Consider the following 22,087-nt stretch of genomic DNA (forward strand, 5'->3'; position numbering starts at 1 on the left):
ACGGTGAGTTCGAGTGCCGCTGACAAGACGTCCGCGTCCAGTGCGCAGCCGTCATCGGTTGCCTCGACCCAGCCGTCGGCCACCTCCAGCGTTGATGGCCCGGCGGCGACTGGGCAGCGCACCGAGGTCGCGGCCTCGCAGCGCACGAACTCCGGTGGCGGCGGCGGCACGAACCTCGGCCTGGTGATCGGCGGTGGTGCCACGGTCGCGCTCGCCGGCCTGGCGGGTGTGCTGGCGCTGCGCCGTCGACCGCAGGAGTGAGCACACCGGGTCGGTCGTCGGCCCAGGCTGCCCGGTTCGTACACCCGGGCGCCTGGTGGCTGTGGGCATGCTGCCTCGCGGCAGCGGTCACCCGCACGACCAACCCGGTGCTCCTGCTCCTGGCCCTCACCGTCGTCGTCCTCGTCGTGATCGCGCGCCGTCCGGACGCACCGTGGGCGAGATCGTTCACGATGTACGCCTGGCTGGGACTGTTCGTCATCGTCACCCGCATGGTGCTGTTCGTACTGATCGGATCCAAGACCGGCCCGACGATCCTGGTGACCCTGCCGACGGTCGACCTTCCGTCCTGGGCTGCGGGTATCCAGTTGCTCGGCCCGATCCCGCTGGAAGACCTCATCGCGGCATTGTGTGAGGGCCTGCGCCTGGCGACCATGTTGCTCTGCTTCGGCGCCGCCAACGCGCTCGCCAACCCGCGGCGGCTGCTGCGCGCGCTGCCCGCTGCCGTCCGGGACATAGGGACCGCGGTCGTCATCGCGCTCACCGTCGTCCCGCAACTGGCCGAGAGCGCCAAGCGTGTCGCACGGGCGCGAGAACTTCGCGGGACCTCGGTCAAGGGGGTGCGTGCCCTGCGCGTGATCGCGCTCCCGGTCCTGCAGGACACCCTCGACCGTTCGTTGTTGCTGGCTGCCTCGATGGACTCACGCGGCTTCGGCACCCGCCACTCGGTGAGCCATCGTGACCGCCGCCTCGTCGGAGTGCTGTCGCTCGGCGGGCTGATGGCGGTGTGTGTCGGGCTCTACGGACTGCTCGACGATCGCGGTGACCAGGCCATCCCGCTGTGGGCGACGGTCGCGACCGTGGCCGGCCTCGTGCTCGGCGCGCTCGCGGTCTGGTGGGGCGGACGTCGGGTGCCGCGTTCGGTGTACCGGTCGGATCCGTGGAAGTCCGCCGAGACGATCGTGTCGCTGTGCGGGGTCACCGCTCTGGTCGCGATGATCGTTGCGCTGGAACGAAACCCGCTCGCGACGATCATGCCGCTCGAACCGACCCTCGGCACCCCGCTCGTGCCGCTCACTGCGGTGCTCGGGTTGCTCGTGGCGGCGTTGCCGGCCTTCGTCACCCCGCCGCTGCCGCCCAAACCCAAGCGGGGACCCCGACAGCACCAGCAGATGCAGGAGATCTCATGAGCTTCCCGGCGATCGAGTTCGACCGCGTCACCATCACCTACGCCGACGAACCCACACCCGCAGTACGCGATGTGAGCATCGAACTGGAACAAGGTGAACTCGCGGTGCTCGTCGGACGCACCGGGTCGGGCAAGTCGACGCTGCTCGGCGCGATCAACGGACTCGTGCCGCACTTCACCGGCGGACTGCTCACCGGGCACGTGCGGGTACACGGACGTGATACCCGCGACCATCTGCCGCGGGAGATGGCCGACCTCATCGGGTATGTCGGGCAGGACCCGCTCGCGGGGTTCGTCACCGACACCGTCGAGGAGGAACTCGCCTACGGGATGGAGCAATTCGGCATCCCGCAGCAGGTGATGCGCAAGCGCGTCGAGGAGACGCTCGACCTGCTCGGCATCGCCGACCTGCGGCATCTGGCGCTGCGTGACCTGTCCGGGGGACAGCAACAACGTGTCGCCATCGGCAGCGTGCTGACCCTGCAGCCCCAGGTGCTCGTGCTCGACGAACCGACCTCCGCGCTCGACCCCACCGGAGCCGAGGACGTGCTGGCGACGATCACCCGGCTGGTGCACGACCTGTCGGTCACGGTTGTCATGGCCGAGCACCGCATCGAGCGCGTGCTGCAGTACGCCGACACGCTCATCCACGTCACGCGGGACGGGCTGGTCGAGGTGGGGGAGCCCGCCGAGATCATGCGCACCGCCACGGTCGCGCCGCCCGTCGTCGAACTCGGACGTGACCAGGGCTGGTCACCCTTGCCGCTGTCGGTGCGGGACGCGCGGCGCAAAGCACGCGGACTGCACACCGAACTCGAACAACACGACGACCTGGAGCCACCCGCGAACCTCACCAGCGGTCCGGTCGCCCTGCGTGCCAAGGGAATTCGCGTCACCTACGGCGACTTCACCGCGGTGAACGATGTTGACCTGGAACTGCGTCGAGGCGGCATCACCGCACTCATGGGGCGTAACGGGTGCGGCAAGTCCACGCTGATGTGGGCGCTGCAGGGAGCCACCCGTCCGGCGTCCGGCACGGTGACTGTCGACGCCGACGGAACGTGGGTCGAACCGTCCAAGATCGCTGTGCCGCAACGCCGCTCGCGTGTCGGGTTGGTGCCGCAGAGTGCGAGTGACCTGCTCTATCTCGACACGGTCTGCGCTGAGTGCACTCAGGCGGACGCCGAGAGCGACGCACCGTCGGGCACCTGCGAGCGCCTGCTGCGCGAGATGGTGCCCGACATCGTCCTCGACCGGCACCCGCGCGACCTTTCCGAAGGTCAGCGCCTGGCTCTCGTGCTCGCCGTCCAATTGACCGCCCGACCCTCGGTCGTGCTGCTGGACGAACCCACGCGCGGCCTCGACTACGCCGCCAAGGCGGCCCTGCGCGCGACGCTGCGGACGTGCGCCGATCGTGGCCAGGCCGTACTCGTGTCCAGCCACGATGTCGAGTTCATCGCCGAAACGGCCGACGACGTGATCTTCATGGCCGATGGCGACGTGGTCGCGTCCGGAACGACCTCGGACGTACTGCTCGGCTCGCCTGCGTTCGCGCCTCAGATGGCCAAGATCCTGGCGCCGTTGCCGTTGCTGACCGTCGACCAGGTCAGGCGCGCGCGCTCATGACGGCCACCACCACGCATGTACCCAGCGGTCGCGCGAAGGCGATCCCGTTGCGTCCGCGCTCCGCGCTCGCGATCGCGCTGGTCAGCATCGTGGGCGTGATCGGGTTCGCGTGGCCGTTGTTCATCACGGCCGACTCGACGCTCGCCTCGCACACCAATGATGCTCCGTTGCTGTTCGCACTGATGCTCCCGCTCCTGCTGGCGGTCGTGTTGTCGGAGGTGAGCGAGGGCGGCATCGACTCCAAAGCGATCGCGATGCTCGGTGTGCTGTCGGCCGTCGACGCGATGATGCGGCCGCTCGGCGCCGGCACCGGGGGCATCGAGGTGATGTTCTTCCTGCTGGTGCTGTCCGGACGGGTCTTCGGCGCCGGCTTCGGCTTCGTCCTCGGATGTACGAGCATGTTCGCCTCGGCGATCCTCACCGCGGGCATCGGTCCCTGGCTGCCCTTCCAGATGCTAGGGGCGGGGTGGATCGCGCTCGGCGCCGGTCTGCTGCCACCGCTGCGCGGACGGGCGGAGATCTTCATGCTGATCGGCTACGGAATCATCTCCAGCCTGCTGTACGGCTGGATCCTGAACTTCTATTTCTGGCCCCTCGGCACGACCGGGGAGCCCGCGATCTCGGTCGTTCCCGGTGGTCCGCTGCTGACCAACCTCAAGCACTTCCTGGCGTTCAACCTGGCCACGTCCCTCGGCTGGGACCTCGGCCGCGCGATCACCACGTCCGTCCTGATCGCCCTCACCGGACATCCGATCCTGCTCACCCTGCGTCGCGCGTCCCGCAAGGCAGCGTTCGGTCGACCGACGAGCCTCGCCGATTAGGGCGGGACGCCGGGCCGCTGGTACCTTTGGCAATGCCGTCCAACGGCCGCGGATCCAGAGCGCCCTGGTGAACAAGCCCAGGTGCACCGCGCAACAACATGACGAAAGGTAGTCGCCTCAACATGCCACTCACCACCGCCCGTAAGGCCGAGATCGTTGCCGAGTACGGCAGCGCCGCAGGCGACACCGGTTCGCCCGAGGTGCAGGTCGCACTGCTCACCGAGCGCATTCGTGAGCTCACCGAGCACTCGCGCCAGCACCCGCACGACCACCACAGCCGTCGTGGTCTGCTGCTCCTGGTGGGTCAGCGCAAGCGCATGCTGCGTTACCTCGAGGAGATCGACATCGAGCGTTACCGTTCGCTGATCAAGCGTCTGGGCCTGCGCCGATAATTGAAGACTTGCGTCACGAGGCGATCCACCTGCGGGTGGATCGCCTTGTCGCGTAGGAGGGGACCGGCCGCGAGGTAGGACGTACCGAATGCGTCGCCTCACCCGATCCCCTTGAGAAGAAAGCCCGTTCGCACACAACGACGATGTGCGACGAGATTGAGAAGAACAGGAGGGCCCACATGGAGGGTCCAGAAATCACGTTCGCCGAAGCCACCATCGACAACGGCAAGTTCGGCACTCGTACGGTCCGGTTCGAGACCGGACGCCTCGCCAAGCAGGCCGCTGGAGCAGTGCTCTGCTACCTCGATGACGAGACCACCCTGCTGTCGACCACCGCGGCCGGCAAGCAACCGAAAGACCAGTTCGACTTCTTCCCGCTGACGGTCGACGTCGAAGAGCGCATGTACGCCGCCGGCAAGATCCCCGGCAGCTTCTTCCGTCGCGAGGGTCGTCCCTCGACCGACGCGATCCTCACCTGCCGTCTGATCGACCGCCCGCTGCGTCCGGCCTTCGTCAAGGGTCTGCGCAACGAGGTCCAGGTCGTCATCACGGTGCTGTCGTTGAACCCCGACCACCAGTACGACGTGCTGGCGATCAACGGTGCGTCGGCGTCGACCCAGATCTCCGGTCTGCCGTTCTCCGGCCCGATCGGTGCCACCCGCGTCTCGCTGATCGAGGGTCAGTGGGTTGCGTTCCCCAACTTCTCCGACATCGAACGCTCGACCTTCGACATGGTCGTCGCCGGTCGGGTCGTCGGCGACGACGTCGCGATCATGATGGTCGAGGCCGAGTCGACCGAGTCCACCTGGGACCTGGTGAAGAACCAGGGTGCTCAGGCGCCGACCGAAGAGGTCGTCGCCCAGGGTCTGGAGGCCGCCAAGGGTTTCATTCGCGTGCTCTGTGAGGCGCAGTCGGAGCTTGCTTCGAAGGCTGCCAAGGAGGTGCAGGAGTTCCCGCTGTTCCTGGACTACCAGGACGACGCCTACAAGGCTGTCGAGCAGGCCGGCCTCGCCGACACCGAAGCTGCGATGCAGATCGGTGACAAGCAGGAGCGCGAGCACCGACTCGACGAGATCAAGGACTCGCTGAAGGCCGACCTGGGCGGCGAAGGCCGTCCGTTCGAGGGCCGCGACAAGGAGATCTCCGCTGCGTTCCGTTCGCTGCAGAAGAAGCTCGTCCGCGAGCGCATCCTGCGCGACAAGGTGCGCATCGACGGCCGTGGCCTGAAGGACATCCGTGCGCTCTCGGCCGAGGTCGAGGTGCTCCCGCGCGTTCACGGCTCGGCCATCTTCGAGCGCGGCGAGACCCAGATCATGGGTGTCACCACGTTGAACATGCTGCGCATGGAGCAGCAGCTCGACACCCTTTCGCCGGTGACCCGCAAGCGCTACATGCACAACTACAACTTCCCGCCGTACTCGACCGGTGAGACCGGCCGCGTAGGTTCGCCCAAGCGCCGCGAGATCGGTCACGGCGCCCTGGCAGAGCGTGCGCTCATGCCGGTGCTGCCGACCCGCGAGGAGTTCCCGTACGCCATCCGTCAGGTCTCCGAGGCGCTCAGCTCCAACGGTTCGACCTCGATGGGCTCGGTCTGCGCGTCCACCCTGTCTTTGCTGAACGCCGGTGTGCCGCTGCGCGCCCCGGTCGCCGGCATCGCCATGGGTCTGGTTTCCGCAGAGGTCGACGGCGAGGTGCAGTACGCCGCGCTGACCGACATCCTCGGTGCCGAGGACGCCTTCGGTGACATGGACTTCAAGGTCGCCGGTACCAAGGAGTTCGTCACCGCGATCCAGCTCGACACCAAGCTCGACGGCATCCCCGCCGACGTGCTCGCCGGTGCGCTGACCCAGGCCCGCGACGCGCGCCTGCACATCCTCGACGTGATGAACGAGGCGATCGACGCTCCCGACGAGATGTCGCCGTTCGCTCCGCGCGTCATCGCGGTGAAGGTGCCGGTCGACAAGATCGGTGAGGTCATCGGCCCGAAGGGCAAGATGATCAACCAGATCCAGGAGGACACCGGTGCCGACATCTCCATCGAGGACGACGGCACCGTCTACATCGGTGCGACCGATGGTCCGTCGGCCGAGGCTGCGCGCGCGGCGATCAACGCGATCGCCAACCCGCAGATGCCCGAGGTCGGCGAGCGCTTCCTGGGCACCGTCGTCAAGACGACCACCTTCGGTGCGTTCGTTTCCCTGACGCCGGGCAAGGACGGTCTGCTGCACATCTCCGAGGTGCGCAAGCTCGTCGGTGGCAAGCGCATCGACTCGGTGGACGACGTCCTGAAGATCGGCCAGAAGGTCCAGGTCGAGCTCAAGGAGATCGACCCGCGCGGCAAGCTCTCGCTTGCCGTGGTCGAGGCTGCAGGTTCCTCCGACGACTCGGCCCCGGCCGCTTCGTCCGATGTGCCGGACGCCGCCGCCGGCCCGGTTGCCGACGCTCCGGCGTCCGATGACCGGTCCGAAGCTCAGGTCGACACCCAGGCCGACGAGGTCAAGGGCGACAACCACGCCGACGCCGAGGGCTCCTCGGACGAGTCGGGCGATGGTGAGGGCGAGCGTCGCCGTCGCCGTCGTGGTGGTCGCGGACGTGGCCGCAAGAACGACGAGGGTGACAACAACGGTGACAACAACGAGGGGTCGGACTCCGACTCCGAGTGATCCTCACTCCAGGCGAAGGCCGTCGATCCGAAAGGGTCGGCGGCCTTCGTCGTGCGTGGGCGGCTGCGGTCAGCGGCGGTCGAACACCAGGCGCCAGCCGTCGTCCGTCGTCGCAACCAGGCGTCCGTCCTTGGAGGTGAGGGAGAAGTTTTCCGTGCCCAGCAACGCGTTCATCGCCTCGATCGAGGCGCCCTTGCCGGCCTGTGGGTTGAGGCAGGCGACCGTCGCCATCGCGACGGCGTCCGTCGAATAGCGAGCGCCCGCCTTCTCCACGAGTTTGCCCCTGAACGGTGCACAGCCGTCGCTGCCCTCGATGTTGTTGCCGCTCAGTTGGATTCGCGCGCCGGAGCCGGACGCGTCCTGACTGGGAGAGCCGGGTTCGGTGACCGAGGTGAGCGTCCAGGAGCGACCGGTGAGTCCGGCATTCGACTCCGCAGAGGAGGACCACGCGATGGCGGCAGCAAGGCCGGCTGTGGCGACGGCGACACCGCGGGCCGCGATGCGCTTGTTCCTCGCTCCCATCACGAAACCATTGTCCCCTACGAGTCGGCCGACAGACTTTACGAAGTGCTTACCTGTGGAAATCGGCGACACCCCGCGCAGGTGTCCCATGGTGAAGCCTCCAGTCGAGAGGGGACACCATGGCACGTCACGCAATCCGACTCGGGGCCGTCGCCGCCACGGCGTTGCTCGTCGGCGCCTGCTCGGGCCAACAGGTCAGCGACCGATCCACCGCAGCTTCGTCCGGTTCGACGACGGTGACGAGGACCCACCGCAGCCGCATCTGTCCGGGTCGCAGGTGAAGGCTGTGCTGGCCGACTACGACAAGCGCAACGACGCAGCCATCGACAAGCACCTCGAGGGTGACCCTTCCGGCTGGTCCCGCGCGAACGCCGCCGGCCTCCTGGCGGCCGATGCCTTCGATACGGCCTTCCGTAAGGCGTCCATGGACGCCGGCAAGGTCAAGGGGCCGTCCGTGAGCGGCGCATCGACGCAACCCTCGCAAGCCGATGCCTGGCTCGGCGGAGGAACCGACCAGGACGGTCAAGGACGGTGGATGCTGACGGTTCGCCACCGCGCCGACAAGCACGCGAACAGCAAGGGCGAGTCGTCTGTGGCGTACAGCGCCTGGCAGTCCGGGTCGGGCACCACGGGGTGGAAGTTGTTCGCGACGGCGGGATCGGACGGTGGGTCGAAGCCGCCGAGTCCGGGCGCGGTGACCCCGCTCTCGGGCACGCACAAGCAGGCAGTGGCCAACGCCATCTCGAACTCTCTGTACGCGATCGGCAACGGCAACTCAGCGGACTTCGCCGATGCCTCGCAACTGAAGAGGGTGCGCGAGTTCGGCTTCGTGGGTGGTCAGAAGGACATTCCGGCTACCGACCGGGTGCGGATCAGCTACGACTGTGCAGGCTGGGGCGACCGGGCTCGATCGGATGCGCGCAAGGCCACGCTGGTCGGCACCCAGGCGGTTCGGATGCAACGAACCGGGGCCATGACGCTCGCCATGGTCACCCTCGACTGCGACTGGACGGCTGCGTCCGACAAGTACGAGCTCTGGTTCAGCCCTGAGGTCGCCAAAGTGATGAATGGGTCGACGCAACCCACCCACAGCCTGCGCCGCCCTGCTGTGTTGATGCTGCTGCTCGCAGTTCCCGACAGTGGAAAGCCATCGGTGCTCGGTAGTGGGACGAGGTTCCTGCTGCCCCGCGCGTAGTCGGGCAGGACCTTGGAACAGCAACGACCAGCCCGTGGTTGTCCTATCCATGAAGGCTTTCGGTTTCTTGAGTTTCGGCCACTACGGCTTCTCCGGCTACGAAGCCCGCGAGATGTTGCAGCAGGCCGTGCAGTTGTCGGTCGGTGCCGACAAGATCGGCGTCAACGGCGCGTACTTTCGCGTGCACCACTTCGCCAAGCAGGCGGCGTCCCCGATGCCCCTGCTGAGCGCCATCGCTGCGCGCACCGACAACATCGAGGTGGGCACCGGCGTCGTCGACATGCGCTACGAGAACCCGCTCTACCTCGCGGAGGAAGCGGCGGCCCTGGACCTGCTGTCGGACGGCCGGGTGGCGCTGGGCGTGAGTCGTGGGTCACCCGAACCGGCGCTGCGCGGCTGGGAGGCGTTCGGGTACACCGGTTCCGCCGACCCCCGCGGCGCCGACATCGCGCGTCCGAAGTTCGAACGTTTCATGGACGCCGTACGTGGCGTGCCGGTGGCCGACGCCGACCCGGCCCAGTTCGGTCCCGGCCAGAAGTTGCGCATCGAACCGCACGCACCGGGGCTGGACCGTCGGATCTGGTGGGGAGCGGGTAGCCGTGACACCGCCGAGTGGGCTGCGGCACAGGGCGTGAACCTGATGAGTTCCACCCTGCTCACCGAGGCCACCGGCCAGGCGTTCGGTGACCTGCAGGCGGAGCAGATCGATCGCTACCGCACTGCGTGGAAGGCCGCCGGGCACGACTGGACGCCGCGAGTCTCGGTGAGCCGCAGCGTCTTTCCGTTGATGAACGCGCAGGACCAGATGTACTTCGGTCTGCGATCGGGCGACAGCGCCGACCAGGTCGGTGTGATCGACGGCTTCCGCTCGACGTTCGGCAAGACCTATGCCGCCGAGCCGGACGTGCTCATCGAACAACTGCGCGACGACGCGGCGGTGATGTCGGCCGACACCCTGATGTTGACCATCCCGGCTCAGCTGGGCGTCGAGTACAACCTGCACGTGCTGCGTTCGTTCGCCGAACATGTCGCGCCGGCGCTCGGCTGGAAGCCGAACACCGACGGTCCGGTGCTGGGCGATCCGGTCGGCTGAACGACGCCGGTTCCGGTCGTGATGGCGACCGGAACGCTGAACTTCGGGTGTAGAGGCGTGACGGACTCGCCGGTCCCGGGCAGCCGTTCCAGGCCCTTCAAGTGGTGGGATGAGGGCATGGCTTCATTGGTTCTTGGTCCCGTCCTGCGCTATGTGGGCGAGACGAACGCGACGATCTTCGTCGAGACCGACGAGCATTGCCGGGTGACCGTTCGCAGCGAGGGGCGCGAGTGGTCGTGTCAGACCTTCTCCGCGCACGGACACCACTACGCGATCGTGCTCGTCGACGGCCTCGAGCCGGCCAGCATCCAGGACTATTCGGTCGATCTCGGCGACCAGCAGGTCTGGCCCGAAGCCGACAGCGAGTTCCCGCCGAGCCGGATCGCAACGCTCGACCCCGCCAAGGACGCGTCCTTCCTGTTCGGTTCGTGCCGCACCTCGGTGTCGCACGACAAGGAGGGCACCGACCTGCACGGCGTCGACGCGATGCGTTCGTATGCGTACGAGATGCGGCGCAACCCCGACCACTGGCCCGACTTCGTTCTCTTCCTCGGTGACCAGTTGTACGCCGACGACACCTCGCCGCAGATGCGCGACTTCATCGAGAAGCGGCGAGGCCTCGACGACCCGCCCGGCGAGGAGGTCAAGGACTTCATCGAGTACGCCGAGCTCTACCGCCTCGCCTGGACCGAACCGGCCAACCGGTGGCTGCTGTCCACGCTGTCGAGCGCGATGATCTTCGACGACCACGACGTCCGTGACGACTGGAACACCTCGGCCGCCTGGCACGAGGAGATGAACAAGAAGTCGTGGTGGCACGAGCGCATCGTCGGCGCCCTCGGTTCGTACTGGATCTATCAGCACGCCGGCAACCTCGACCACGAGGCGCTGCAGGACGACAAGATCTGGAAGATCATTGCTGCACACCGCGATTCGAGCGAGCTCGACCTCACGGAGGTCGTCGACGCGTTCGGTGAGGAGGTCGACAAGGACCCCACCACGTACCGCTTCTCGTTCACCCGTGGCCTGGGGGAGTCCCGCGTCATCGTGATCGATTCACGGGCGGCGCGCGACCTGCGTCCGGACCACCGGGCGATGCTCGACGCCGACGAACTCGCCTGGCTCGACGAGCAGATGCGCGGCGACTGCCAGCACCTGTTCATCGGATCGTCCTTGCCGTTCCTGCTCCCGACCGGAATCCACGACCTGGAGTCGATGAACGAGACCTGGGCGCAGGGTGACCGTCCTCGCCTGGCGAAGCTCGGTGAGAAGGTGCGGCAGGCCGTCGACCTCGAGCACTGGGCCGCGTTCGAGAAGTCCTTTCGCGACGTCTCGCAGATGGTGATGCAGGTGGCGCGCGGCGAGCGCGGCAAGGCGCCCGCCACGATCACCTTCCTGTCCGGCGACGTCCACAACTCCTACGTCAACGAGGTCACCAGGACCCGCGAGCCGATCGAGTCCAAGATCGTCCAGGCCGTCTGCTCGCCGATCCGCAACCCGCTGCCGCGCCACGTCCGCATGCTGCAGGGCACGCTCGCGGGCTGGATGGGCGGCCCGATGCGCTCGCTGGTCAACAAGTTCCCCAAGGTCAAGAAGCCCGATTTCGACTGGGAGACCACCCACGGTCCGTGGTTCGACAACAACCTGGCCCGCGTCGAGGTACTCGGTCCGCGGTTGCTGCTCACCTGGGCCCGTGGTGACGTCGAGGGTGACGATTACGACAACCCGGGGCTCGTGCGCGTCGCAACGGTTCTCATCGATTGACACCGTCTTGTCGAGTGGCCGGGCTATGACCTGGTGGCCGGGATATAGCCCGGCCGGTGGTTCATGGCCCGGCCACTCGGCGAAGATGGGGGGATGCATCTGATCGTCACCTGTGCCGTCGGCCTCGAAGACCTCCTGCGCGGCGACCTGCAGCAGGCGGGCGCCCGAGCGGTCGTCAGCGGCGAGGGTGAATTGACAGTCACCGTGGACGAGATCGATGTGGTTCGCTCGAACCCCATGGTCGACAGGGTGGCCATGTCCTGGTCGCCCGGAGTGCCGCTGGAAGATGCTGAAAAGCTTTGCCGCGCGGCCGGATTCGACGGCGACGTCGCGTTCCGGGTCCATGAGAAGGACTCCAGCGTACGGGATGGGATCGTCCGGGCGGTCGGACATCAGACCGGATGGCGCAATGAACCGGGGGACTGGCAGGTCAACCTTGTTCCTGGGACGAATCGAGCCGAGATCGGCCCGCTCGCCTGGGCAGCCCGGTTCGGTGCGATGGAGCGTCTTCCCGCAACCACTCCGCCGTCGGTCGCGGCCGGCGTGCTGCGTTTGGCGAAACTGCAGCCCGGAATGGCGCTGCTCGACCCGTGCGGTGGTGTCGGCACGATCCCCATCGTGGACGCGATCGGACGAGACGGGCGCGGATTGATCGTCGACCTCAGCCCCGAGTCGATCGCATTGGCACGCAACAATATTCGCACGTTCGGTCTGAAGGACCGGGTGTTCGCCGAAGAGGGGGACGCCACCTACCTCGACCTGGCGGACGCGTCCGTCGATCGGGTCGTCTCCGATGTCCCGTTCGGCAAGCGGATCGGTTCGAACCAGGAGAACGACACGTTGTACCCCGGCCTGGTGCGGGAACTGGGTCGAGTGCTGACTCAGGACGGGCGGGCGGTGGTCATCACCGACGACAAGCGCCGGTTCGCCGATGTCGTTGCTCGTGACCGGTCATTGAAGGTCGTCAAGGAAACGGCGCTCCGATACAACGGAGTGACCCCGACAGCGTTCTCGCTCACCAGGGTTCGCGCCCGAGGGCGCTGAGATCCGGTCAGTCGGATGCAGGGGGAAGCATGTCGACGATCCTGTCGGCGATCGCCTTCTGATCCACCGGCCCCCCGGAGGCAGCCGCCAACCCGACGGCGATCCCGAGTGCGTACGAGCTCACCGGCGCCATCGGCCGCACGAAGCGGTGCGCCACCTCCTTGGTGACGTCAAGCACGAGTCCGACATCCAGCAGATCCGGGTCGACACCGATCTCGACGCACACCGCGCGCAGCCATTCCTGCTGCTCCTTGCGGGTGGGTTCGGCGGGCTTGTCGTCAGTCATCAGGATCTCCTTCGATGAAGTAGTCGTTCCAGGAGGCGACCTGGTCCCAGGTGTCGACGTCCTCGCAGACGCGGTTGGGCGCTTCGATCGCGGTGACGTCGATGCCGCCGAAGAGGGCGCGCATCGATTTGTCGGTGGGATCGTGCAGGGCTGACGCGGCCTGCACGAGCGGCTCGGTGCGGTACACACCTGCGACCCATTGGGTATGCCCGCGGCCGTCGGCCAGCACGCAGCCATCGCGATCGCGGCCGGCGAGCAACAGCGGCACGGCCTCCCGCGCCAACGGCAGGTCACAGGCGAGCACCAGCGTCCACGGTGCGCGTTCGCCCTCGAGTTTGCGCAGACCGGTGACCGTTGCGGCAGCCGGTCCGCCGAAGACGGGGTCCTCCCGAATCTGGTGCACGCTCGGCGGCAGGTCGCGAGGCGGGCCGACGACGACGACATTGCGTGCGCTGTCGACCGCCTTCAGCACTCCGTCCAGGAGTGGACCGTCACCGACGTCGAGTGTCGCCTTGTCGACCAGGCCGAGCCGTGATCCACGGCCGCCGGCCAGCACGATCGCGTCGTACGCGTCCGAGTCGAGCATCCTCGCGTTCCCCTTCGTGTGCGAAGTGGACAGTCTTGCAGAGTCCGGGGTGTCACCGCCTAGGGTTGCCGGGTGACTGAGCGCATCAAGGTGGCAGTGATCGGTGCTTCGGGCCGCATGGGTTCCCAGGCGGTGCAGGCGGTGCAGGACGCCGTCGACCTCGAACTCGTGGGCACCTTCGACCAGGGCGACGACCTCGGTGACCTCGGCGGAGCCCAGGTTGCTGTGGAGTTGACCGTTCCGTCGGCGTCAGCGGCGAACATCGCCCGTTGCGTCCGTGAGGGAGTCCATGCCGTGGTCGGCACGACCGGTTGGGACGAGGAGAAGCTCGCCGCGTTGGAGAAGGAGTTGGCGCAGCAACCGGAGGTCGGCGTGCTCATCGCGCCGAACTTCGCCATCGGCGCGCTGCTGATGATGTCGTTCGCCGAGCAGGCGGCCCGGTTCTATGAGTCCGTGGAGGTCGTCGAGACCCATCACCCCGACAAGGTGGACGCGCCGTCCGGCACCGCCGCGCGGACGGCCCGGATCATCGCTGAGGCACGGCGCGAGGCAGGTCTGGGCGACGTCCCGGACGCCACCGAGCACGACCCGGACGGTGCCCGCGGAGCCGTCGTCGACGGCGTCCCGGTGCACGCGCTGCGTCTGCGCGGACGCGTGGCGCATCAGGAGGTCGTGTTCGGCGGAGTCGGTGAGGCGCTGACGATCCGGCACGACTCGTTCGACCGGATCAGCTTCATGCCGGGCGTCCTCACCGGTGTCCGGGAGGTCGGCAAGCACCCGGGTCTGACCGTCGGTCTGGAGAACTTCCTGGGTCTGTGACCCGTCCCGGCCACATGTCGTTCAACTGGATGTTGCTCGACGGGGGTAGCGTCCGCCCATGGGGACACGATGTTCGACGGTCTGCTGAATGCCCTCGGCGACCTCATGGGGTCGCTGTGGATCTACCCGCTGATCGCCGTCATCTCCCTGGTCGATGCGATCGTGCCCATCTTCCCCAGCGAAGCGCCGTTGATCATGGCCGGTGTGTACGCGGGATCGACGGGCTCACCGAACCTGATTCTGATCATGCTCTGCGCGGGCGCCGGGGCGATGGCAGGCGACCACGTCGCGTATTCGATCGGTCGGGCCGCAGCCGGCAAGATCGATCGAATCCCGCAGCACACCCGCCGCGGTAGGGCGATCGCCGGCGCGAAGCGGTTGCTGGATTCCCGTGGTGGCATGGCCCTGGTCATCGGCCGGTTCATTCCCTGGGGACGCATCGCCACCACGGTCGTCTTCGGTGCGATGCGTTATCCACGAGTGCGGTTCGCCATGTTCGACGCGATCGGGGTGACGGCGTGGGCACTGCACGGCACGCTGATGGGCTACATCGGCGGCCACGCCTTCGAGCAGGAACCACTCAAAGGACTCGCGCTCGGCCTCGGTCTGGCGATCGCGGTCTCGGCTCTCATCGAACTGGTCCGCTGGCTGCTCGCTCGGCGCCAACGCAGCGGGTCCCCGGCCGAAGCCGAGGACCCGCAACCGACGGGCAACACCGATCGGATCAGCGCACGAGGATGACCTCGAGGTTGCGAGGCCCGTGCACTCCTTCGACCCGGTTCAACTCGATGTCGGAGGTGGCGCTCGGGCCGCTGATCCAGGTGAGCGGACGCCCTGCTTCCACGGACGCTCGCAGCCGGGTGATCGCCTCCGGCACAGAGGTCACCACCTGATCGGCATGCACGACGCAGATGTGCACGTCCGGCACCAGCGACAGTGCTCGTCGGGCCTGACAGGCGCAGTGGTCCAGCACGATGGTTCCGGTGACCGCGATGCCGACGCTCGACGTGGTCACCACTGCGGCGATGTCGTCGAGTGCCGTCGCCGACAGATCATCGTCGACGGTCGTCTCGATGGACGTGGGTGCTACTTCGGGCGGTAGATCCGGCGGGACGACGACCGTGTGGCAACCGTGTTCGGCCAGCACCGCGTCCACGGCCGCAGCGATGCCGTCGACCGACACCTCACGCACGATCGCCCGGTAGTCGCGCATGTTCTCCACGAACAGATCAAGCATGGCCTCGGTCTCCATCGGCTCCGTGGCAGGAGCGGGAGCCACCGAAACCGTTGCAGCCGAACCCGTTTGCGTCGACCTGATGCGGCCGAGGATCTCTTCGCGTGCGCTGCTCATGCCTGACCTCCACCGGTACGGTCCCACCACTGCCGGAACGTCTCCTTGGGTGGCACGGGCACGTCGCGAGCGCTGCTCCACGAGGACGCGGGCCAGGGGAGTGCCCCCAGGGCTGTCCGGCGACCTAACAACTTCCCACCCAACGTGGATGCCTTCTGTGCCTTCGCCAAGCGGCGGCTGTCGGCGAACATCCATGCCGCTGCCTGCATCGTCCTGGACTCCACGGAATTGTGCCCACGGTGCTCGTCGACGACCTGCGTGCGCAGTTTCACCAACAGGCGCGGGATGTCGATGCGCACCGGGCACACCTCGAAACACGCACCGCAGAGGCTGGACGCGTACGGCAACGACTGGTCGATCGCACTCGATGTACCGCGCAGCTGCGGCGTGAGCACCGCGCCGATGGGTCCGGGGTAGACCGAGCCGTAGGCGTGGCCACCGGCGCGTTCGTACACCGGGCAGACGTTGAGGCAGGCCGAGCAGCGGATGCAGCGCAGCGCCTGCCGTCCGACCTCGTCCGCCAGTACGCGCGTGCGTCCGTTGTCGATCAACACGACGTGCACGTTCTGGGGCCCGTCACCTTCGGCCGGGCCGGTCCACATCGTCGTGTACGGGTTCATCCGTTCACCGGTCGAGGAGCGCGGGAGCAACTGCATGAACGTGCCGAGGTCCTCCCAGGTCGGCAGCACCTTCTCGATGCCGACGACGCTGATCAGGGTCTCGGGCAGGGTCAGGCACATGCGTCCGTTGCCCTCGGACTCCAGTACCACGAGTGTGCCGGTGTCGGCGATCGCGAAGTTTGCTCCGGAGATCGCGACTTTGGCCCGCAGGAACTTCTCCCGCAGGTGCAACCGCGCTGCCTCGGCGAGTTCGCGTGGAGAGTCGGTCATGTCTTCAGGGGCAGGGCGGCCGACCTTGCCCATCTCTTGGCGGAAGATCTCCCGGATCTCGGCGCGGCCGCGGTGGATCGCCGGCACCAGGATGTGCGAAGGACGGTCGTGGCCCAACTGGACGATGAGTTCGGCCAGGTCGGTCTCCCACGCATCGATTCCCGCAGCCTCGAGCGCCTCGTTGAGCTCGATCTCCTGGGTGGCCATCGACTTCACCTTGACGACCTCGTCGACACCCTCGGCGCGAACCAGGTCGAGCACGATGCGGTTGGCCTCTTCGGCATCACGTGCCCAGTGCACGGTCGCACCGCGCTCGGTGAGCTTCTCCTCGAACTGCAGCAAGTAGCTGTCGAGGTTGGCGAGCACCTCGTCCTTCACGTCGGCACCGTTGAGCCGCAACGCTTCCCACTGCGACACCTCCTCGACCACGGACGCTCTCTTGGCACGGATCGTGTGCGTGGCGTGTAGCAGGTTGCGCCGCTGCTGGGTGTTGGCCAGAGCGTCCTTGGCCATGGCCGGGAACTTCGGCATCCCGACGAAGGTCGGCGTGGTCTTCGCAAGGGGGGCGCTCATAAGACATCTCCGTCCGTCGAGGCGAGGATCTCGGCCAGGTGCAGGGTGCGGACGCCGGAACGCTGGCGACCGAGCAACCCACCGATATGGGCGAGGCAGGAATTGTCTCCGGCGACGACCACTTCGGCCTCGGTGTCGCGGATGCGGCGCACCTTGTCGCTGCCCATCGCCACCGACACGTCGGCGTTCTTCATCGCGAACGTGCCGCCGAAGCCGCAGCACTCGTCGGCAGCGGGTAGTTCGACCAGGTCGATGCCTCGAACCTGCCGAAGGAGTTGCAGCGGCTTGTCGCCCACCTTCAGCATGCGCAACGAGTGGCAGGTCGGGTGGTAGGTGACCCGGTGTGGGAAGTACGCACCGACGTCCGTCACGCCGAGCACGTCGACGAGGAACTCCGAGAGTTCGTAGGTCTTGGGCGCGACCTTCGCGACACCGTCGGCGAGCGCGGCGTCGCCCGACCGGGCGGCCAGGTCCGCGTACTGCTCACGCACCGAACCGGTGCACGAACCGCTGACCGACACGACAGCGTCGTAGCCCTCGAACACGTCGACGAACTTGCGGGCCAACGGAATTGCCTCGTCGGCGTAGCCGGTGTTGGTGAACATCTGGCCGCAGCAGGTCTGCTCCGAGGGGAACTCGACGTCCACCCCGAGGCGACGGAGCAGGCGCACCGTCGCCTTCGGGGTTTCGGGCCACATGGTGTCGTTGAAACACGTTGCGAAAAGTGCGACTCGCATCAGGGCAGCATCCACGACAGGACGGTGGCCTGCAGACCGACGAGCATGCACATGAGCGCGAGCAGACCGAGCGACCAGAGCACGACCTTGCGGAAGATGTCCGACTCGCGACCGAGCAGACCCACCGAGGTGGCGGCGATCGTGAGGTTCTGCGGGCTGATCATCTTGCCGACGACACCGCCGGAGGAGTTGGACGCGACCAGCAAGGTCGGGTCGATGCCTGCCTTCTGCCCGGCCGTCTGCTGCAGCGTGGCGAAGAGCGCGTTCGCGCTGGTGTCGGACCCGGTGACTGCGGTGCCCAACCAGCCCAGGATCGGGGACAGGAAGGCGAACGCGGTACCGGTGCCGGCGATCCAGGTGCCGATGGTGATCGTCTGGCCCGACAGGTTCATCACGTACGCCAGCGCCAGCACGGATGCGACGGTGAGGAAGGCGAAGCGCAGCTTGATCGCGCTCTCACCGAACTCCTTGGCCCACTTGCCGAGCGACACCTTGTACACCAGCGCCGTGATCAGCGAGCAGATCAGCAGCAGGGTGCCGGGGGAGGAGAGCCACTGGAAGTTGTAGATCGTGGTGGACGACACCTTGCCGGCGGCGTTGACGATCTCGCCGTGCAGACCGGGCCACTCGATCTTCTGGTCCGTGCCGACCAGGAACTCCTTGATGGGTTCGATCAGCTTGGCTGCGGCGAACACCGCGATGACCAGCAGGTAGGGGAACAGAGCCATTCCGATGCGTCCGGGAGTCAGGTCGCGAGCGCGGGCGTCCATGTCCTCCTTGCTCTCGACTGCGTCGTCCGTGTCCGCGTCGGCGTCATCGGCGAGCGAACCCGATCCGGCCGAACCGGACCCGACCGAGGCCAGCTCCCGCTTGCGGGCGGCGGCGAGGTCGGCGAGCGCCTCGTCGCGTCCCGTCGGCTGCCAGAAGCGCAGCATGATGACGGCGGCCGCGAGCGCGACGAGTGCGGCGATGACGTCCGTCAGTTCCACCGAGATCCAGGTGGCCGAAACCCATTGGGCGACGGCGAACGCGAAGCCGACGACGAGGGCGATCGGCCAGGTCTGCTTCATGCCGCGCTTGCCGTCGACCAGGGCGACCAGCATGAGCGGGACGAACAGGGCCAGGACCGGCGTCTGGTGGCCGACGTACGCGCCGATCTCGTTGTAGTCGATCTTGGTGAGCGTGCCAGCGGTGATGATCGGGGTGCCGACGGCGCCGAACGCGACCGGCGCGGTGTTGGCCAGCAGAGCAACAGCGGCGGCACGCAGCGGCGAGAAGCCGACGGCCATCAGCATGACTCCGGTGATCGCGACGGGCGCTCCGAAGCCGGCGAGGGCTTCGAGCATCGCACCGAAACAGAAGGCGATGATGATCGCCTGGATACGCGGGTCGTCCGAGACGAGGTGGAAGGATGCGCGCAGGTCGTCGAAGCGGCCGCTCACGACGGTGATCTGGTAGAGCACGATCGCGCAGAAGACGATCCACATGATCGGGAAGAGACCGAAGACCGCACCCTCGGACGCGGACAGCAGTGCGAGGTTCACGGGCATCTCGAACGCCAGGACGGCGACGAGGATCGCGACGGCCAGCGCCGCCAGGCCGGCCCAGTGGGCCTTCCATCGCAGTGCGCCGAGCGTGATGAAAACGGTGAGGAGGGGCAGCAGACCCACCAGTGCGGACAGCCAGAGGCTGTCGGCCACCGGCGCCAGCGGTGGGGTGTAGGTGCTCGTCATCTGGGAGCCTTCCGTACGCGACCGAATGGTCAGACCAAGGATGTGATGCACACCATAGCGGCATCACTTCGGTTACCGGCAAGTCATTTCGCCGCTCTCGCGTGTCGTCGGCGCCTGCCGGCTTCGTCCGGGGCACGGCCTACGCTGCTCGGATGCCGGAAGATGACGCACGGCCTTCGGGGGCCAAGACATGGGAAGTGGTCGTCGGCTGGGTGGAGGAACGGATCCTCGACGGTCGGCTGGTTCGTGGATCGATGCTGCCCGCCGAACGCGAGCTGGCCACGCAACTGGGGGTCAGTCGAGCAGCCGTGCGCGAGGGCGTCCGCACCCTGCAGGCCAGCGGGGTGCTGTGTCCCAACGTCGGCGCGGGCGCAACCGGGGGGACGATGGTTGCCGGCGAACCACACGTGGCGCTGACCCGGATGTTGCGCATGCACGTCGCGCTCGCGAACTTTCCCGCCCGCGACGTCACGCAGGTGCGCGTCGTGCTCGAGCGTTTGTCGACCTCACTGGCCTGCGCCCACGCGGACGACGGCGCGCGTGCCCGGATGCGCGAGGCACTGAATGCGATGGACGACGATGAACTGACCCGCGAGGAGTTCAACCGGTTCGACACCCGGTTCCACGTCGCGATCGCGCGTGCCGCGGGCAACCGGCTGGCCACCGACCTGACCGTGGCGATCCGTGAGTCGATGCGGCAACCGATCATGCGCGGCTTCGACGAAGTGGCCGACTGGCACCTGCTGCGCAGTCAGTTGCGCAGTCAGCACCACGCGATCATGTCCGCCATCGACGCGCGGTCCGCCGCCGAGGCAGCCGATCTGGTCGAGCACCACATCTGGTCCGCCTACGAGGCGATGCCCCGGCTGCACTGAACCAGACCCGGGCCTAGCCCCAGCCGATCGCCCGCAGGATCGCCGCGGTCGCTCCAGCAAGCACGATCACCAGCAGGAACGGCGCTCGCAGACACAGTGCGAGGATCGCGACGAGGAGCCCGGCGGCGCGGGCGTCCACGATGGTCGAACCCTGCGGTCCGCCGAATGCCTGCACCGCGACGAGTGCTGCCAGCAGGGCGATCGGCAGGTACTTCATGATCCGGCTGATCAACGGTCCACCGAGCCAGTCGTGCGGGACGAGATAGCCCAGCAGCTTGGTGACCAGCGACAGCGCTCCGGCGAGCAGCACGATCGTCCACAGACTCATCGGCGGTCGTCCTGTGGGTCGATGGTCTTGTCGAGGTGATGCCCGAGCGTGTCCTGCAGGTCCTCGTCCACGATCGCCTCGCCGTCGGACCCCTCGGACGCGTCCGGCAGGGCACCGGCGACAACTGCCGCGAGTGCAGCGATGAGGATCGGCGTCCCCGCCGGTGCGTGTGGCGCCACGATCAGCGCGATCGTTGCGGCGGCCACGGCGGTTAGCCGCGTCCGCAGCGTCGTCAGTCGCGGCCAGAGCAGCGCGATGAAGGCGCCTGCCGCTGCGGCGTCCAGACCCCATTTCTTCGGCTCGCCGAGTGCGTTGCCGAGCAGAGCGCCGGCGAAGGTCATCAGATTCCAGAAGACGAAGACCGCAATACCGGTCCACCAGAAGCCGACCCGGGTGCGCTCGCGATCGGGCTGTGCGATCGCGACGGCAGTCGACTCGTCGATCGTCAGGTGGGCAGCGACCACCGTGCGCCAGCCGCTCGCCTGAAGCAGTCGCGAGACCTGCAAGCCGTAGAACGCGTTGCGCAGCCCGAGCAGCGTGCTGGTGGTGACGGCGGCAACCCCGGTGCCTCCGGACGCGATCACGCCCACGAGCGCGAACTGGGACCCGCCGCTGAACAGCAACAGCGACAGCACCATCGCCTGCCACACATCGAGCCCGGCGGCGACGGCCAGTGCGCCGAAGCTCGTGCCGTACAGGCCGGTGGCAACGCCGATCCAAAGGCCTTGGCGGGCAACGGGTTTCGTATCTGCGGTGAGGTGGGGTCGAAGCGGCCTAATGCTCATGGTCGTGCGCTTGCTCCTCGAGCGGCGCCGAGGAATCGGTGTGCATTTCGATCTCCCGGACGGTGTCGCCCGCGGACGTCACGATGCGGTCGGCGTATCCACCGGACACCACGAAACCTGCGGTCGCGAGGAAACGGACAACAGGCGTGTCGCGCTCCATGATCCGGACGCGGACGTAGCTGCGGTCGTTGGCGGCGAGAGTGTCCATCGCGGCGTTGAGCAGCCGGGACCCGTGACCCTTTCCGCGGTGGTCGGGGTGCACGCCTCCGGCCAGGATCTCCGCTTCACCCTCGTGCGCGCCGTCCTGCATGACGGGGCCGACCGCCACGAACCCGACGATGGTGTCGAGTTCGGTGGCGACCAACAGTCGGTGGACCGGCGATGGGGGAGCAGCGAGCGAGGAGCGCCACGCCTGCTCGAACTCGGCCGCCTCGAAGGCTTGGAGGGTCTCCGGTTCGACGACGTCGGCGAATGCCCGTCGCCAGACCTGCGCCTGCACCTCCCCGACCGCGGGGAGATCGTCGGTCCGTGCCGTTCGCACACTCGCATCGCTCACCCGACCGATTCTCGCAGCCAGGGTGGGATGGTCGCGCGCT

The 22,087-nt window shown here is 67.5% G+C and carries 23 protein-coding genes; 13 read left to right on the forward strand and 10 right to left on the reverse strand.

Features of this window, described 5'->3' with window-relative positions; all coding sequences use genetic code 11:
* Positions 1-3: 3 nt before the first annotated feature.
* The 6 genes from EU513_RS05625 to EU513_RS05650 all read left to right on the forward strand — a co-directional run bounded on the left by EU513_RS05625 (position 4) and on the right by EU513_RS05650 (position 6,910).
* On the forward strand, positions 4-261 hold the full coding sequence (locus EU513_RS05625; RefSeq protein ID WP_129624907.1) for a hypothetical protein: 258 nt from the start codon (positions 4-6) through the stop codon (positions 259-261).
* A complete protein-coding gene (locus tag EU513_RS05630; protein WP_129624908.1) occupies positions 258-1,409 on the forward strand; it encodes an energy-coupling factor transporter transmembrane component T in 1,152 nt (383 codons plus the stop codon). Before EU513_RS05625 ends, EU513_RS05630 begins: the two co-directional genes overlap by 4 nt.
* On the forward strand, positions 1,406-3,034 hold the full coding sequence (locus EU513_RS05635) for an ABC transporter ATP-binding protein (RefSeq protein ID WP_129624909.1): 1,629 nt from the start codon (positions 1,406-1,408) through the stop codon (positions 3,032-3,034). Before EU513_RS05630 ends, EU513_RS05635 begins: the two co-directional genes overlap by 4 nt.
* Positions 3,031-3,855, forward strand: coding sequence for an ECF transporter S component (locus tag EU513_RS05640; RefSeq protein WP_129624910.1), 825 nt, complete (start codon positions 3,031-3,033; stop codon positions 3,853-3,855). The genes EU513_RS05635 and EU513_RS05640 overlap by 4 nt, the downstream gene beginning before the upstream one ends.
* 122 nt (positions 3,856-3,977) lie before the next feature.
* The gene (gene rpsO, locus EU513_RS05645; RefSeq protein ID WP_129624911.1) at positions 3,978-4,247 is read left to right on the forward strand and encodes a 30S ribosomal protein S15; all 270 of its coding nucleotides are present in this window, start codon (positions 3,978-3,980) and stop codon (positions 4,245-4,247) included.
* A gap of 179 nt (positions 4,248-4,426) precedes the next feature.
* The gene (locus EU513_RS05650) at positions 4,427-6,910 is read left to right on the forward strand and encodes a polyribonucleotide nucleotidyltransferase (RefSeq protein WP_129624912.1); all 2,484 of its coding nucleotides are present in this window, start codon (positions 4,427-4,429) and stop codon (positions 6,908-6,910) included.
* A 69-nt stretch (positions 6,911-6,979) separates the two neighbouring features.
* On the opposite strand, the gene EU513_RS05655 is transcribed toward EU513_RS05650, so the two are convergent.
* Positions 6,980-7,432 (reverse strand): META domain-containing protein, encoded by a 453-nt coding sequence (locus EU513_RS05655; RefSeq protein ID WP_239702890.1) that lies wholly within the window; start codon positions 7,430-7,432, stop codon positions 6,980-6,982.
* An 88-nt stretch (positions 7,433-7,520) separates the two neighbouring features.
* Between EU513_RS05655 and EU513_RS05660 the strand changes: the two genes are divergently transcribed.
* The 4 genes from EU513_RS05660 to EU513_RS05675 all read left to right on the forward strand — a co-directional run bounded on the left by EU513_RS05660 (position 7,521) and on the right by EU513_RS05675 (position 12,528).
* Positions 7,521-8,627 carry a hypothetical protein gene (locus tag EU513_RS05660; protein ID WP_129624914.1) on the forward strand — a complete coding sequence of 369 codons (1,107 nt, stop codon included), beginning with the start codon at positions 7,521-7,523 and terminating at the stop codon, positions 8,625-8,627.
* A gap of 49 nt (positions 8,628-8,676) precedes the next feature.
* Complete coding sequence (locus EU513_RS05665) at positions 8,677-9,720, forward strand: LLM class flavin-dependent oxidoreductase (RefSeq protein ID WP_129624915.1); 1,044 nt, start codon at positions 8,677-8,679, stop codon at positions 9,718-9,720.
* 117 nt (positions 9,721-9,837) lie between these two features.
* Positions 9,838-11,484: an alkaline phosphatase D family protein gene (locus EU513_RS05670; RefSeq protein ID WP_129624916.1), complete on the forward strand. Its 1,647-nt coding sequence runs from the start codon at positions 9,838-9,840 to the stop codon at positions 11,482-11,484.
* A gap of 93 nt (positions 11,485-11,577) precedes the next feature.
* On the forward strand, positions 11,578-12,528 hold the full coding sequence (locus tag EU513_RS05675) for a class I SAM-dependent methyltransferase (RefSeq protein WP_168990163.1): 951 nt from the start codon (positions 11,578-11,580) through the stop codon (positions 12,526-12,528).
* A gap of 7 nt (positions 12,529-12,535) precedes the next feature.
* Here EU513_RS05675 and EU513_RS05680 read toward each other — a convergent pair whose 3' ends face one another.
* A complete protein-coding gene (locus EU513_RS05680; RefSeq protein ID WP_129624918.1) occupies positions 12,536-12,814 on the reverse strand; it encodes a DUF6457 domain-containing protein in 279 nt (92 codons plus the stop codon).
* A complete protein-coding gene (locus tag EU513_RS05685; protein WP_129624919.1) occupies positions 12,807-13,400 on the reverse strand; it encodes a molybdenum cofactor guanylyltransferase in 594 nt (197 codons plus the stop codon). Before EU513_RS05685 ends, EU513_RS05680 begins: the two co-directional genes overlap by 8 nt.
* 72 nt (positions 13,401-13,472) lie before the next feature.
* On the opposite strand from EU513_RS05685, the gene dapB reads away from it, so the two are divergent.
* Complete coding sequence (dapB, locus tag EU513_RS05690; RefSeq protein ID WP_129624920.1) at positions 13,473-14,219, forward strand: 4-hydroxy-tetrahydrodipicolinate reductase; 747 nt, start codon at positions 13,473-13,475, stop codon at positions 14,217-14,219.
* 69 nt (positions 14,220-14,288) lie between these two features.
* A complete protein-coding gene (locus EU513_RS05695) occupies positions 14,289-14,960 on the forward strand; it encodes a DedA family protein (RefSeq protein ID WP_129624921.1) in 672 nt (223 codons plus the stop codon).
* Here the strand turns inward: EU513_RS05695 and EU513_RS05700 are convergent.
* The 4 genes from EU513_RS05700 to EU513_RS05715 are packed head-to-tail and all read right to left on the reverse strand — an operon-like array spanning position 14,944 to position 19,503.
* Positions 14,944-15,570: an LUD domain-containing protein gene (locus EU513_RS05700; protein ID WP_129624922.1), complete on the reverse strand. Its 627-nt coding sequence runs from the start codon at positions 15,568-15,570 to the stop codon at positions 14,944-14,946. The two genes, EU513_RS05695 and EU513_RS05700, sit on opposite strands and share 17 nt — an antisense overlap.
* Positions 15,567-17,033: a LutB/LldF family L-lactate oxidation iron-sulfur protein gene (locus tag EU513_RS05705; RefSeq protein WP_129624923.1), complete on the reverse strand. Its 1,467-nt coding sequence runs from the start codon at positions 17,031-17,033 to the stop codon at positions 15,567-15,569. The genes EU513_RS05700 and EU513_RS05705 overlap by 4 nt, the downstream gene beginning before the upstream one ends.
* Positions 17,030-17,770, reverse strand: coding sequence for a (Fe-S)-binding protein (locus EU513_RS05710; RefSeq protein ID WP_129624924.1), 741 nt, complete (start codon positions 17,768-17,770; stop codon positions 17,030-17,032). Before EU513_RS05710 ends, EU513_RS05705 begins: the two co-directional genes overlap by 4 nt.
* A complete protein-coding gene (locus EU513_RS05715) occupies positions 17,770-19,503 on the reverse strand; it encodes an L-lactate permease (RefSeq protein WP_129624925.1) in 1,734 nt (577 codons plus the stop codon). The genes EU513_RS05710 and EU513_RS05715 overlap by 1 nt, the downstream gene beginning before the upstream one ends.
* 152 nt (positions 19,504-19,655) lie before the next feature.
* On the opposite strand from EU513_RS05715, the gene EU513_RS05720 reads away from it, so the two are divergent.
* Positions 19,656-20,378 carry a FadR/GntR family transcriptional regulator gene (locus EU513_RS05720; protein ID WP_129624926.1) on the forward strand — a complete coding sequence of 241 codons (723 nt, stop codon included), beginning with the start codon at positions 19,656-19,658 and terminating at the stop codon, positions 20,376-20,378.
* 13 nt (positions 20,379-20,391) lie between these two features.
* Here the strand turns inward: EU513_RS05720 and EU513_RS05725 are convergent, their stop codons facing one another.
* The 3 genes from EU513_RS05725 to EU513_RS05735 are packed head-to-tail and all read right to left on the reverse strand — an operon-like array spanning position 20,392 to position 22,047.
* Positions 20,392-20,706: an AzlD domain-containing protein gene (locus EU513_RS05725; protein ID WP_129624927.1), complete on the reverse strand. Its 315-nt coding sequence runs from the start codon at positions 20,704-20,706 to the stop codon at positions 20,392-20,394.
* A complete protein-coding gene (locus EU513_RS05730) occupies positions 20,703-21,491 on the reverse strand; it encodes an AzlC family ABC transporter permease (RefSeq protein WP_129624928.1) in 789 nt (262 codons plus the stop codon). The genes EU513_RS05725 and EU513_RS05730 overlap by 4 nt, the downstream gene beginning before the upstream one ends.
* Positions 21,481-22,047, reverse strand: coding sequence for a GNAT family N-acetyltransferase (locus tag EU513_RS05735; protein ID WP_239702089.1), 567 nt, complete (start codon positions 22,045-22,047; stop codon positions 21,481-21,483). The genes EU513_RS05730 and EU513_RS05735 overlap by 11 nt, the downstream gene beginning before the upstream one ends.
* Positions 22,048-22,087: the final 40 nt, after the last annotated feature.

Origin of the sequence: Yimella sp. RIT 621 (genome assembly GCF_004146205.1) — a bacterium.
In the GTDB taxonomy this organism is placed as follows: Bacteria; Actinomycetota; Actinomycetes; order Actinomycetales; family Dermatophilaceae; genus Yimella; species Yimella lutea.